The 13,898-nt window shown below is 58.1% G+C and carries 9 protein-coding genes; 5 read left to right on the top strand and 4 right to left on the bottom strand.

Translation table 11 applies throughout. The annotated features are described in order from the left end of the window. Positions 1-28 precede the first annotated feature (28 nt). From QWJ10_RS06580 to QWJ10_RS06565, 4 genes are all read left to right on the top strand, one after another. Positions 29-2,764 (top strand): nitrate reductase, encoded by a 2,736-nt coding sequence (locus QWJ10_RS06580; protein WP_289924882.1) that lies wholly within the window; start codon positions 29-31, stop codon positions 2,762-2,764. Between the two features lie 293 nt (positions 2,765-3,057). Then, positions 3,058-3,816, top strand: a complete 759-nt coding sequence (cobA, locus tag QWJ10_RS06575) for a uroporphyrinogen-III C-methyltransferase (protein ID WP_239381065.1) — start codon at positions 3,058-3,060, stop codon at positions 3,814-3,816. Positions 3,817-4,001: 185 nt separating this feature from the next. Beyond that, positions 4,002-5,588, top strand: a complete 1,587-nt coding sequence (locus tag QWJ10_RS06570) for an EAL domain-containing protein (protein ID WP_289924878.1) — start codon at positions 4,002-4,004, stop codon at positions 5,586-5,588. Positions 5,589-5,690: 102 nt separating this feature from the next. Next, complete coding sequence (locus tag QWJ10_RS06565; RefSeq protein WP_289924876.1) at positions 5,691-6,707, top strand: ligase-associated DNA damage response exonuclease; 1,017 nt, start codon at positions 5,691-5,693, stop codon at positions 6,705-6,707. A gap of 39 nt (positions 6,708-6,746) precedes the next feature. On the opposite strand, the gene QWJ10_RS06560 is transcribed toward QWJ10_RS06565, so the two are convergent. Then, positions 6,747-7,988, bottom strand: a complete 1,242-nt coding sequence (locus tag QWJ10_RS06560; protein ID WP_289924875.1) for a DUF2254 domain-containing protein — start codon at positions 7,986-7,988, stop codon at positions 6,747-6,749. 222 nt (positions 7,989-8,210) lie between these two features. On the opposite strand from QWJ10_RS06560, the gene QWJ10_RS06555 reads away from it, so the two are divergent. Then, complete coding sequence (locus QWJ10_RS06555; RefSeq protein WP_289925074.1) at positions 8,211-9,929, top strand: ATP-dependent DNA ligase; 1,719 nt, start codon at positions 8,211-8,213, stop codon at positions 9,927-9,929. A 26-nt stretch (positions 9,930-9,955) separates the two neighbouring features. Here QWJ10_RS06555 and fecA read toward each other — a convergent pair whose 3' ends face one another. The 3 genes from fecA to QWJ10_RS06540 form a co-directional block, all read right to left on the bottom strand. Next, complete coding sequence (gene fecA, locus QWJ10_RS06550) at positions 9,956-12,340, bottom strand: TonB-dependent Fe(3+) dicitrate receptor FecA (RefSeq protein WP_289924874.1); 2,385 nt, start codon at positions 12,338-12,340, stop codon at positions 9,956-9,958. 83 nt (positions 12,341-12,423) lie between these two features. Continuing rightward, positions 12,424-13,389, bottom strand: a complete 966-nt coding sequence (locus QWJ10_RS06545; protein WP_289924873.1) for a FecR family protein — start codon at positions 13,387-13,389, stop codon at positions 12,424-12,426. Continuing rightward, positions 13,362-13,874, bottom strand: a complete 513-nt coding sequence (locus QWJ10_RS06540) for a sigma-70 family RNA polymerase sigma factor (RefSeq protein WP_289924872.1) — start codon at positions 13,872-13,874, stop codon at positions 13,362-13,364. The genes QWJ10_RS06545 and QWJ10_RS06540 overlap by 28 nt, the downstream gene beginning before the upstream one ends. Positions 13,875-13,898 lie beyond the last annotated feature (24 nt).

Here is a 13,898-nt window from a genome sequence, read left to right as displayed (position 1 = left end):
GGCCCGCGTGAACAGAATGGAGCACACCATGACCATCCATCCTCACGAGCCGCGTGATGGCGCTGCTACTCAGATCACTGCTTCAACCTGCTGTTATTGCGGCGTAGGGTGTGGCGTGCTGATCGAACATGACGGTACTCGCATCCTGAATGTGACGGGCGATCCGGCTCATCCAGCCAATTACGGAAGGCTCTGTAGCAAAGGCGCTACGCTGCACCTGACCGGCGATCTGGATGCACGTGCGCTCTACCCCGAACTACGCCTGGGCAAGACGCTGGCACGCAGCCGGACCGATTGGGACAGCGCGCTTGACCACGCTGCCACCGTCTTTGCCGACACCCTCCGCGAGCATGGCCCGGACAGCGTGGCCTTCTATATTTCCGGCCAGCTGCTGACCGAGGACTACTATGCCTTCAACAAACTGGCCCGTGCCCTGATCGGTACCAACAACATCGACAGCAACTCCCGGCTATGCATGTCATCCGCGGTGGTCGGTTACAAGCGCAGCCTGGGAGCCGATGCGCCACCCTGCTCTTATGAGGATATCGAACACGCACAGACCCTGCTGATTGCAGGCAGCAACATGGCCTATGCCCATCCGGTCCTGTTCAGACGCTTGGAAGAAGCAAAGGCCCAGCGACCCGACATGAAAATCATTGTAGTCGACCCGCGCCGTACTGACACCTGCGAGTTGGCCGACCTGCACCTGGCCATTCAGCCGGGTACCGATGTTGCGCTCTTCCACGGCATCCTGCACCTGCTGCTCTGGGAGGGTTGGACCGACCGTCGCTATATCGATGCCCATACCGAGGGGTTTGATGCCTTGAAAGCGTTGGTGCGAGACTATAACCCCAGCATGGTGGCAGAGCTGTGCGGCATTACCGTAGAGGCATTGACGACCTGCGCCCGATGGATTGGCGAGTCGCCCGCGTTTCTGTCGCTCTGGTGCATGGGGCTAAATCAGTCCACTGCAGGCGTGGCCAAGAACTCAGCCTTGATCAACCTGCACCTGGCAACAGGCCAGATCGGCAAACCCGGTGCCGGTCCCTTCTCGCTGACCGGCCAGCCCAACGCCATGGGAGGACGTGAGACCGGCAGCCTGTCGAACCTGCTTCCTGGTCATCGTGAGGTAGCCGATCCTGTTCACCGTAGCGAGGTCGCGGCTTACTGGGGTATCGACGCGCTGCCTGAAACGCCCGGCCTTTCGGCTATCGAACTGTTCGATGCGGTGCACAGCGGCAAAATCAAGACACTCTGGATTGCCTGCACCAATCCGGCTCAGTCCGTACCGGATCAGGCCAAAATTCATGAAGCCCTGGCCCGCTGCCCATTCGTAGTGGTTCAGGAAGCCTTTTTCACGACCGAAACCTGTCGCTATGCCGACCTGCTGCTTCCTGCGGCCAGTTGGGGCGAGAAGGAAGGAACGGTAACCAACTCCGAGCGACGCATCAGCCATGTGCGCCGCGCCATCTCCGCACCGGGTGAAGCACGCCCGGACTGGGCCATCACCCTTGACTTTGCCCGCCGACTGGAAAGCCGCCTGTACCCTGAGCAAAGCAGCCGATTCGCCTTCCCGACACCTGAAGCGCTCTTCGAGGAATATAAACATCTGACCACAGGACGTGACCTGGACCTTTCCGGTATCAGCTATTCGCTGATCGATGCCCATGGGCCCCAACAATGGCCGTTTCCCACCGGCGCCAGCCAGGGCACGCCCCGCCTGTATGAAAACGGTGTGTTTCCCACAACATCGGGGCGGGCACGCTTTGTTGCCGACGAGTACGCCGCGCCGAAAGAGAAGCGTGATGCCCGCTATTCACTGACCCTCAATACTGGCCGCCTACGTGACCAATGGCATGGCATGAGCCGTACCGGCACGGCGGCGCGGTTATTCAGCCATGTGGAGGAGCCGCTTCTCTCCCTGCACCCGGACGATATGCGCCGCCGTCGGCTGATGAGCGGCCAGCTGACCCGTGTCAAAAGCCGTCGCGGCAGTCTTCTGGTCCGTGTCGAGTCGGACGAGAACATCAGACCGGGTCAAGCGTTCCTGCCTATGCACTGGGGGGATCGCTTTCTCAAAGGGCTCGGTATCAATGCCCTCACCCTCTCGGAATTCGATCCGCTCTCCAAGCAACCGGAGCTCAAACATGCCGGCATTGAAGTGGAAAGGGTAGAACTCCCTTGGGAGCTGTACGCACTGGTAGAAGGCCATGTACAAATGCGCTTCGAAACCCTGCGCCCACTGTTTGAAACCTTTAGCCATGCCAGTCTTACCCTGACTGGCCGCGACCGTCCGGCCCTGCTTATTCGCGCTGCACATGGAGAGTCACCCGACAAGGCTCTGCTTGCACAGATCTATAACGGCCTTAATCTGCTGGACGGACCGGTCATGGCCTATGACGATGCGCGCCGCCAGGTGGGTAAGCGGGTTCGTATCGAGGCGGGCCGTATTACCGCGCTCTGCCTGACAGGTGAAACAGCAGCACGGCGCTGGCTCAAGAGCCTGTGGGAAGAAGGTCGAGCGGATCAGGACCTGCGCCGTTGGTTGTTGGCGCCCCTCAGCACGCCCCCTGGCAGCCAGACCGGGGTTAGTTGCAAAACGCTTTGCAACTGCATGAATGTCAGCGAAGCCGCCATTCGCGGCGGTATCGCTGAAGGGCTTGACCTGAACGGGCTGAAGGAGTCGCTGGGCTGTGGTACGCAGTGTGGCTCCTGTGTTCCGGAGATCAAGCGCTTGCTGGCACGTACACCTGTCCATCTCTGAAACATCGGCAATAAGGCGCACCGTTTAGGTGCGCTAGTACCTAAACCTGTGCAAGAACACGGTAATGGACACTCATGATCATGATGAAAAGTGTTCTACACACCCACTTTCAATACTTGGCATAATCACTGCACTGATTTGTCTGACATAGGATGCGGCGCTCAACGGCGAGTGCGGCATTTTCTGAAGAGGCCTTCAAGGCCCGAACAGAACCGGACAAAGGCGTCCCTGCTGGTTACAGCGGGTGCGCCTTTTTTGTTTGTCCTGATTGAGTAGAACACGAGGGTATGTTCATGAATGCAAAAGTCTGGCTGATCGGTGCAGGCCCAGGTGATCCAGAACTCTTGACCCTCAAGGCCGTTCGCGCATTGGGCGAGGCACAGGTAGTCCTGATTGACGACTTGGTCAATCCTGCCGTGCTGGAGCATTGCCCGCATGCACACATCATCAAGGTAGGCAAACGGGGCGGCTGCCGCTCAACGCCTCAAGCGTTCATTCATCGCCTCATGCTGCGTTATGCACGCCAGGGTAAGGTCGTGGCGCGCCTCAAAGGCGGCGATCCGTGCATTTTTGGCCGAGGCGGTGAAGAAGCCGAATGGCTGGCGAACCATGGCATTCAAAGCGAAATCGTTAACGGCATCACTGCCGGTCTTGCAGGCGCGACGAACTGCGGCATTTCACTGACCCATCGCGGCATTGCCCGTGGCGTTACGCTGGTCACAGCCCATACCCAGGATGACAGCTCATTGAATTGGGACGCCTTGGCCCGAAGTGGCACGACCCTTGTCATCTATATGGGCGTTTCGCGACTGAACGATGTTCAGCAGGGGCTCCTGGCAGGCCAGATGGCTGCCTCTACCCCGGTCGCCATGATCGAAAACGCCTCCCTGCCGGAACAGCGGGAATGCCGAAGCACACTGGGAACCCTGTTAGCCGATGCAGCCCTCTTTCAGCTCAAGAGCCCAGCCATTCTTGTAATTGGCGAGGTAGCGTCTGCTGCCGAGGCGCTTCGTCTGCCGCTTGAGCCTGTTCAGAAGACGCTTGCAGGGTGACCAGAAAGCGCCTGCTCGTCACTGAGCAGGCGAGCCTTTAACTTCAAGTCACTTTAGACATTCAAAGACTATATTCGTAGCATAATGCTACTATCAACTTTGCCAGCCTGCCGTCGATAACACGACAAGGACTTCACCTCAGTCCCAGGCCCTGCCCCTTGTTCGATCTTGCTACCGAGCTGCTCATGTCTCTGAAGACCTTTTTCTACTCACTGCATAAAAGGCATTTCAGAGACGTTGCCGGCATCATTGCCTTGGGTGTCTTACTGCTTGTCGTGATGATCGAATGTGATTTCTTCGAGCATCTCGTAGTCTTCAGCTCCAGACACGAACACTGGCAAGTCGACGAATGCATAACGGCATTTATCATCATTGGGTGGTGCGGCTTCTTCTTCGGATTCCGTCGCATCGCGGATATGCGCAAGGAAATCGAAGCACGCAAGCAGGCGCAGGAAGAGGCCTATCACCTGGCCAATCATGACAACCTCACGCACCTGCCGAATCGCCGCGCGTTGAATGAGCATTTCGCACAAGCGATACGCGGCACGCGAGAGCCCTTCTTCCTAGCCATTTTCGACTTGGATGGGTTCAAGGCCATCAACGATATCTACGGCCATATTACCGGCGACCGGTTGCTCGAAGAGATTTCGCAGCGTGTGGCTACGGCTCTACCTAAAGGAGACTTTATTTGCCGCCTGGGTGGAGACGAGTTTGCTGTTCTGCTGCATTCCGCCAAGAGCGAGACCGCAGCCCACGCCATTCTGAAAGGACTGGCGGGTCTGGTTGCAACCCCGATGGTCCATGGTTCGACTGCACTGATGACGGCGGCCACATTTGGCGTTTCCCATTACCCCAATGATGGGCAGGACATCAGTACGTTGCTTCGTCGCGCCGATGTTGCGCTCTACCAGGGCAAACGCAGCGGCAAGAACATCATTCGCTTCTTCGACATGGCCCAGGATCATATGCTGGAACAGCAATCCATGATTGCTCAGGCATTGCGCGAATCCATCGAACACGGCTACGTCCGGCCTGAGTACCAGCCAATCGTTGCCTTGGATGGAATGACCATTGCCGGTTTCGAAGCCCTGGCTCGCCTTGACCATCCAATTCATGGCTCCATTGTTCCCGACAAATTCATTCCAGCGGCCGAGGAAAGCGGCCTGATGACCGAGTTGACGGATTATCTCCTGCGAAAAGCCTGTATCGATGCCAAATACTGGCCGACAGGCATTTATCTGTCCTTCAACCTGAGCGCGATCGACCTGCGCGATCCTCTGCTGCCGGACCGCATTGAACGTATTCTGCTTGAGACCGGCTTTGCGGCCTCGCAGCTGGAAATCGAAATCACCGAAACCGCCATCGTCAAGGATATCCGGCAGGCCAAGCTCAACCTGGATCTGCTAAGGGAGCTGGGCGTACGGGTCGCTGTCGATGACTTTGGCACGGGCTATTCCAGCATGGCGCAGATCAGCCGCTTTACCTTTGATAAGTTGAAAATCGATCGCGAGTTCATCGACTCCATGGCCATCAATGACAAGGATGACAAGATTGTGCGCTGCATGCTGGGGCTGGGGCATGGTCTGAACATGCCATCCATTGCCGAAGGGATCGAACACGACTATCAGGTCCAGTGGCTACGCGAGGCAGGATGTGAATTCGGTCAGGGGTTCCTCTTCAGCCGGGCGGTGCCCAATTCCGAGGTTCCTGAGCTGCTGGAACGCCACGGTTGCTATAGGTCGGACACCTCCCGCGCAGAGCCGGTGATTTAGGCCTGCCCTTTCAGGTCACAAGGCGAGCGCAGCCCGCTCGAACTGATCCGCCCCGCTCCGCTCTTACTAGATAAGCCCATCAAGAGCGAACCGAGCGACACCATGGATCTTGTCATTGCCCGACCCGAAGGTCTCTATTGCCCTCCAGGGGATTTCTATATCGATCCCTGGCGCCCCGTCGAACGCTCCGTCATTACCCATGCCCATGGCGATCATGCACGTGGGGGGAATCAACATTATCTGGCGTCAGCACCCAGCGAAGGCATTCTTCGCACTCGACTGGGGCAAGACATCAATCTGCAAACGCTGCACTACGGCGAAGTCATCGATCACCATGGCGTCAAGATCAGCCTTCATCCGGCCGGGCATGTTCTGGGCTCAGCCCAGGTCCGCTTGGAATACCAGGGTGAGGTCTGGGTAGCGTCGGGGGATTACAAGGTAGAACCGGACGGCACCTGTGACGCCTTCGAACCCGTGCGCTGCCACACCTTCATTACCGAATCCACATTTGGCCTGCCTATTTATACCTGGCAGCCGCAGGCAGAGATTTTTGCGCAGATTAATGCCTGGTGGCGGCAGAATGCAGCGGAAGACCGCGCCAGCGTGCTGTATTGCTACGCCTTCGGCAAGGCACAGCGCATCCTGCACGGAATCGATGCGAGTATCGGCCCTATTCTGACTCACGGCGCTGTGGAACCGCTCAATCGGGTCTACCGTGAAGGCGGTGTGTACATCCCGGATACCCACTATGCGGGTGACTTCAAGAAGAACGACCCTCTTCTGCGCAAGGCCCTGATCATTGCGCCGCCCTCGGCTGGCGGAAGCACCTGGATTCGCCGATTCGGCGAGCATAGCGATGCCTTCGCCAGCGGCTGGATGATGCTGCGTGGAACGCGTCGGCGTCGTGGCGTGGACCGTGGTTTTGTACTCTCCGACCACGCCGACTGGCCTGGCCTGCTCTGGGCCATTGAGCAGACAGGGGCTGAACGGGTCATGGTGACCCATGGCTCTGTGGGAGTGTTGGTGCGCTACCTTCGCGAACAGGGACTGGATGCCCAAGGCTTTACCACGGAATACGGTGATGAAGACGACGAGCCCAACAACGAGAAGTCCACCTAAGTGAAAAGAATATGCCCGTGCGCCTTTTGCTCGTACCAATCAATGCTTCAGCGAAATATCATCGGGCAAGCGAGTGTATCGAATCAAGGCGACCCGTTCGTCATGTGGAACCCGCTTTATCAATGCATTCACAGAGTCGGCCAGCTTTTTGAGCACGGAAGGATTGGTCTGGCCAAAGTGGTGGATCTGCTCAAATGCAAGCCCTACCGCCAACTCGAATGTCAGAGGGCGTTCGATCAACCGAATCTTTCCGTCGTCACCGCAATGTGTCCAGCAAGGCTTACGCTGCCCCAGGAACACCAGTGTTTCACAAAGCCGGTCAATGGCTCGAAATGCTGTAGTAGGATCATTGATGGAAGGCGATAACGCCTTGATCGCGATATCTGCCATTTCTATCAGCCAGTACTCGATATCCTGCTCGGGCGTACGATCCGATCCAAGAATGAACTTCTTTCTCAGCTCCGCCATGACAGTTGCATCAACCGCCTCGGCAGGCCAGATAGAGGCGATTGGATCACCGGGCAGGATAAAACTGCCGGTGCGGTGCTCCACACGAACCACCAGACTCTGCTTGTGTGCCAGCCTGAGCAGCCCCTTGCGGTCGATAGCTTGCAGATACCCTCCCCGCTGCGTACACAAAGGATACCCATTCTTATCCAGCGCCTCGCTCACATACGCATCGGGCTCGGCCCGAGGCTCATCGAGAGGCGCGAAGGCCTGTTTAATCTGTTCGTTGGCGCGGTGAGTCACCTGCTGCAGGATGACGGCAATCTGCATGGAGCGGGAGGCGTGATCGATGAAGTAGATGATCAAACCAACGCTGACCAACGCCAGCACTATGCCCAGCGCGATAGCGATCTGCGGAACAAAGGGTGCGGATGAGGGCGAGGCCGAGCGGATCATGCTCATGACAATCAAGGTATACGTGAAGGTCCCAATCAGCACCCCCAAAACCACCTGATTGACTCGGTCAGAGGTGAAATTTCTGAGTTGACGCGGCGAGAACTGACTGCTGGACAGCTGAAGTGCAACGATCATGATGGAAAAGACCGTGCCCGTGACCGTTACCACACTGGTTCCAATTGCCGACAGCACTGAGCGAGCGCCCTCCCCTGTACTGCCCGCCAGCCATACCAGCCGATCACCTGCATTGATGATACCCAGGCGCTCCAAGGACACGAGCGCCACGGCCAATCCGGCCGCCAGGAGCGCTATGACCATCGGGATAAACCAGAGACTGTCCCGGCAGGCGATCCAGATGAAGCGGATATGTTGGCCCATCTACTGCAACCTCATTGTCAGACAATCACTTAGAAGGCTGCAGTGGTCCTCCTGTTCCACGTCGCCTGATAAACCGGACGGTGGAACAGGAACACACCACATCACGAACTCCTTTCCCCATAACAGGCTCATAACAACAGCGAAGCGATATCGGATTAACAGAGGCTCGCGAGCGGCCCGTTACTGATTGCTTCTGAACGCTGTGTAGAAAGCGAGACCATGATGAAAGCCTTCGCCGATCTCTATGCCCGCCTGGATGCAACAACCTCAAGCAATGCCAAGCTCCAGGCCATGCAGGATTACTTCAACCAGGCCGAGCCTGCCGATGCAGCCTGGGCCGTTTATTTCCTGGCCGGCGGACGCCCGCGGCGAACGGTGCCCACGCGCCAGCTTCGAGAGCTGACGATTGCCGCCTCGGGCCTTCCGGAATGGCTGTTCGAGGAGAACTATCAGGCGGTAGGCGATCTGGCAGAAACGATGTCGCTGCTTATTCCTACCGCCGAGCATCTTTCGGATGAAGGTCTGGCGGTCTGGATGGAGGAGCGGCTTCTGCCCTTACGTGGCCTTGCGCCGGAAGAACTGGCTGAGCGCCTGCCGCAGCTGTGGTCGCAACTGGACCGGCCCAGTCTCATGGTCAGCCTCAAGCTTATTACCGGCGAGTTTCGAGTTGGCGTATCCAAGCTGCTGGTTACGCGCGCGCTCGCAACCATGGCAGGCCTGGATGCCAAGCGCGTAGCCCAGCGTCTGGTGGGCTATACGGACCTGTCCCATCGTCCTACTGCTCAAGCTTACCTTGCGCTGATCGCTCCCGAGTCGGACGATGAACATGCCCAGCGTGGCGGGCAGCCCTATCCGTTTTTCCTGGCGCATGCCCTCCAGCTACCCGTCGATCAATTCGATGCCCAGCTGGGGCCTGTCGAGAACTGGCAGGTGGAATGGAAATGGGACGGCATCCGCTCGCAGTTGGTCAAACGCGACGGGCGCCTGTGGATCTGGTCTCGGGGCGAGGATCTGGTCACCGATCGTTTTCCCGAATTGCACGCGCTCGCAGCCTACCTGCCGGACGGCACTGTCATTGACGGTGAAATTGTCGTCTGGAAAGACGAGGAAAGCCCCGACCTGCTGATGAGCAGCAAAGAGGTCACCCACCAGCAGGCCGAACACGCGCCCGGCGAGCCTATTCCGTTTGGCGTCAAACCCTTTGCGCTGTTGCAGCAGCGCATCGGTCGTAAAACCCTGAGCAAGAAGCTGCTCGACGATGTACCTGTAGTCATCCTGGCCTATGACCTGCTGGAATGGCAAGGCCATGACTGGCGCAGCCGCCCGCAGCATGAGCGTCGGGCGCAACTCGAAGCGGTCACCGCACAGTGCAACAGTCCTCTTTTACGCCCCTCCCCCCTTCTTGCCGGTGAAAGCTGGCAGGACCTTGCCCACCAGCGGGAGGCCTCCCGCACGCTCGGGGTGGAAGGCATGATGCTAAAGGCCCGGGACTCGCTTTATGGGGTGGGACGCACCAAGGACATGGGCGTCTGGTGGAAATGGAAGGTCGACCCGTTCTCGGTGGATGCGGTACTGATTTATGCCCAGCGCGGCCATGGCAGACGCGCCAGCCTATACACCGACTACACCTTTGCCGTCTGGGATGGCCCGCCGGGCACCGAGCGTACCCTGGTACCTTTCGCCAAGGCTTATTCGGGTCTGACCGATGAAGAAATGCGCAAGGTGGATGCCATTGTGCGCAAGACTACTGTCGAGAAATTCGGCCCTGTACGCAGCGTCCAGCCAACACTGGTATTCGAACTGGGTTTTGAAGGCATAGCCCTGTCCACGCGGCACAAGAGCGGCGTTGCCGTGCGCTTCCCGCGCATGCTGCGCTGGCGTCACGACAAGCCTGTTGAGGAAGCAGATACGCTGGACATCCTGCAAGGCCTGCTGGTTTAACCTGACAGGCCTCTGTTACAGACGTCTCAGAATGCGACCGATGTCTGTAGATAGACGGTACGCGGCTGCCCCAGGTATTTGCCCTTGTTGTTGTCGTCAAAGGAGCGGGTGTAATACTCGGTATTGAAGATATTCTTCACCCCGACCGCTACTTTCAGGTTGGACAGTTGCGAACCAAAGTCATAAGCCGCACGACTGTTCCAGGTCATGTAGCCAGGGATACGGCCGTTGCTGCCATCGGAGCTCTCCTCCACCGTATTGGCATTATCGGCGTACTGGCTGGATTGGAAGGCACTGTCCAGATCCAGGCGCCAGGCATTGTGAGTGTAGCCTACGCCCAGCGTACCCTTGTGTTTGGACGAGAACGGTACCCGGTTACCCTTGTTTGGCCCCTCTTCACGAATGGTGGCATCCACGTAGGCATAGGTTGCGTAGACATCGAATCCGGCCAGGCTCGGGCTCAGGTCTTCTAGTTGATAAGCCACGCTGGCCTCAAGACCGCGGTGGCGTGTCTTGCCACGAGCGATAACCGTATCCAGCGTCTGACTGCTGTCGTACTGGTTATCAAAATTGATAAGAAAGGCTCCCAACTCCGCCTTTAGGGTTCCGTTATCGTAACGAGTACCCACTTCCCAGGTGCGCGCCTTTTCCGGCTTTACCTCACCTGCAGCAACCCGGTTCGGCATCTGGCTGTACTGGACCGAACCAAACGAGCCCTCTGTGTTGGCATACAGGTTCCAGGTGTCGGTTACGTGATACATCACGTTCAACGCGGGCAGCGAGGCGTGGTAGTCACCTTTATAAGGCGTATTGTTGAGCTTGTTGACCTGCTCGGAGTCGATCAGCTCGTAACGAATACCTGGGGTAAACGTCCATTTGCCGATGTCGATACGGTCATCGATATAGAACGCATTGGCCTCGGTGCTGCCGCGGGTGTCGCGATCGTTGCGGCTGGACGTGGATGGCCGCTCTGTGGAGGTTATCGGTACACGATATCGCAGCTCGTGACTGGCCTCGTTGACATAGCGGTAGCCGATGCCCAGCTCATGCCAGCTTTCGCCTAGGGAAAAGCCCTGGGAGAACCGGGTTTCCACCCCACGCACCCAGTACTCGCGGGGCGATAGCGACTGGAATGTACCTTGATCCAGATAACCGCTGCGTAGGGTCTTGGTGAAGAACGTATTCACCGTGAACTTCCGCGCGTCTTCTTCGTACTGATACCCCAGGCCGACCAGGGTACGACGGCCCCAGAATTTATCCAGGGGACGTGTGGACTGGTACGGGTTGCTGTCGAAATCGGCAACCGACAGGCCACCCGGCATCTCTGCCTCGCCCTCGTAGTACTGGCCGATCGCCGTAAAGCTGTTGGCGTCATCGAGCTGGTATTTACCCTTGAGGATCAGATCATCAATCTGCGTATCACTGTGCTCACGGTAGTCACCGCCCCGTACGCCTGAATACAGCAAGGCGCCACCCAGACCGTTTTCCCCCGTACCGCCAATGAGCAGGTTGCCACTGGTCTTGATACCGTCATGACTTGAAGACGGGCTGAGTTCGTTCTGGATGCCGCCCTTGACGGTAAAGTCGTCAGGAATGGCACGGGTCACGAAGTTGACGATACCGCCCACGTTCTGCGGGCCATAGCGAACTGCACCACCACCGCGCACCACATCGACTGCATCCATGTTGCCCATGGAAATGGGTGCAAAGGACAACTGTGGCTGGCCATAGGGTGCAAACGGGACCGGGATGCCATCCATCAACACCGTCGAACGGGATGCGAGACGCGGATTGAGGCCTCGGATACCAAAGTTGAGTGCCATGTCATGACTGCCGGTTCCGTTGTTTTCCGGCGCATTCACACCGGGAATCCGGTTGAGCACTTCGCGCGCCGTGGAAGCGCCGACCCGCTCGAATTCATCGCGGCGGATCACATCCCGTGCCCCTGGATGCTCGAATACATCCTGCTGCTGCGCATCACCCAGCCAGTCACCTACCACGGTCAGGGTTTCCAGGTTGGCTGCTGCCCCCTCATCGTTAGTGGCGGATGCCGGAACAGCAACGGGTTGCAGGCTATAGCCACCCTTCTGCGCGACGGCCTCAAGCCCACTCCCCTCCAACAGATGGCTCAACCCTTCGGAAATACCGAATTCACCCTCCAGCCCTTGAGTGGTGCGGTTCGTCGTCAGATCGGGACTGAACGCCACCATGATATTCGCCGTCTGGCCGAACTGGTTGAGGGCGGCCTCCAGCGGACCGGGGGCAATATGAAACGTTCGGCTCACCTCAGCCTGAGCAACCGTTTGCGCCATTGCCATCAGCGGCACGCTGCCAAGCAGCACAGCTGTACCGAACACGACATGGCGAAGCGCCCGGCTTAAAGGGGTCAACGTAAATGTAGAGGAAGACATGAGATCAGCCTGCAGTAAGGGTATCTGCCTTACTTGTCACGCAAGAAGTGGAAAAGGCTCACCGCTGACTGAAAATATTCAACTCACGCTGTGCGAGGCTGAATGCTGATCCAGTAGCGCGTCCGCCGCTGGATGCGCACCGGCTGGGTAACTTCCAGCATGGCCAGGATGGCTTCTATATCCTTGAGTGGATACGTTCCTGAAACCAACAGACCCGCGACGTGCTCGTCGCACTTCAGCCAACCGGGCTGATAGCGAGATAGCTCCTGGATGAACTGCCCAAGCGGCATATGGGCTGCCACCAGCAGACCGTCACGCCAGGCATCCAGACCACTATCGAGTGGTACTACCTTACCCAGGTGGTGCGCGCTAAAGCGTACCTGTTGCCCTGCCGTCAGGGTCGTGGATAGATCCGGCCGCTCGGCACAACGCACCTGAACGCTGCCAGCAAAAACACTCAACCGGCAGCCATCGTCGAACTTGCGAAGATTAAAACGCCCCTGGGTTGTTGAGACCATGCCTGCCTGGCTCTGTACCGAAAATGGCAGGGCTGAATGGGCAGCGTGTAACAGTATCTCGCCACGAATCAGCATGAGCTGACGCTGCATAGCCGTGATGCTGACATTCACAGCACTGTCGGTATTCAGATCAAGGCGGCTGCCATCGGTCAGGGTAACCGTTCGCTGCTCCCCAATCCCGGTGTGGTAGTCCGCCAACCAGGGCTCGGCACGCTCCTTTAAGAGCCAGGCGGCCGGGCCCAGGAGGACAAACACCCCCATGAGCTTTAGCGCCTCGCGGCGACCGTATGCGGGCTTGCTCAATACAGCCTGACGCGCAGCCTTTGAGGGCAACCCCTGCAGCCGCTGGTTGATGGTCTCGATCCGCTGCCAGGCACGCTCGTGCTCAGGGTCAGCGGCCCGCCATTGTTGCCACGCACGATGCTGCTCCTCACCTGCCCCCGCCTGCAGCTCTACCAGCCACTGCACGGCCTGCTCGGCGATCTGGGGAGAGATGGGCGCTGTCACGCCATGCACTCCGCGAAATAACATTGCTGAGCGGCCTTGGCGATGTACCGCTTGACGGTTGCCAGCGAAATACCGAGGTGTGCGGCGATATCGGCGTATGGCATTCCGTCCAGCTGTGCCAACAGAAAAGCCTGTTTGACCGGTTCAGCCAATCCATCCAATACGCGAGCCAGCTCCAGAAGCGTTTCCAGAGCGATAGCACGAACTTCCTCACTGGGAACCTCCTGCTCAGGCAAGGCCGCCAACGCATCCAGGTAGGCCCGCTCGATATCCTGACGTCGGTAATGATTGAATAGGACACGCTTGGCAACAGTAATGAGAAAAGCCCGAGGTTCAGCAAGCCGGCCCAGCTCCTGACTTCCCAGGAGGCGAATGAACGTATCATGGGTCAAGTCATCTGCACTATCGGAGCACCCCAGACGCCGGCGCAACCATCCAAATACCCAGGAGCGATGCTCATGATAGAGCTGGCCAAGATCCCCCTGTGGTGAAGTACTGCTGGCGTGCACACCGATATCCTTGCGCTAGAATCC

The sequence above is a fragment of the Pseudomonas sp. WAC2 genome, assembly GCF_030403525.1.
GTDB lineage: Bacteria > Pseudomonadota > Gammaproteobacteria > Pseudomonadales > Pseudomonadaceae > Chryseomonas > Chryseomonas luteola.
The sequence above is the reverse complement of the archived record's forward strand: the minus strand, read 5'-3'. Positions and strand labels throughout refer to the sequence as shown.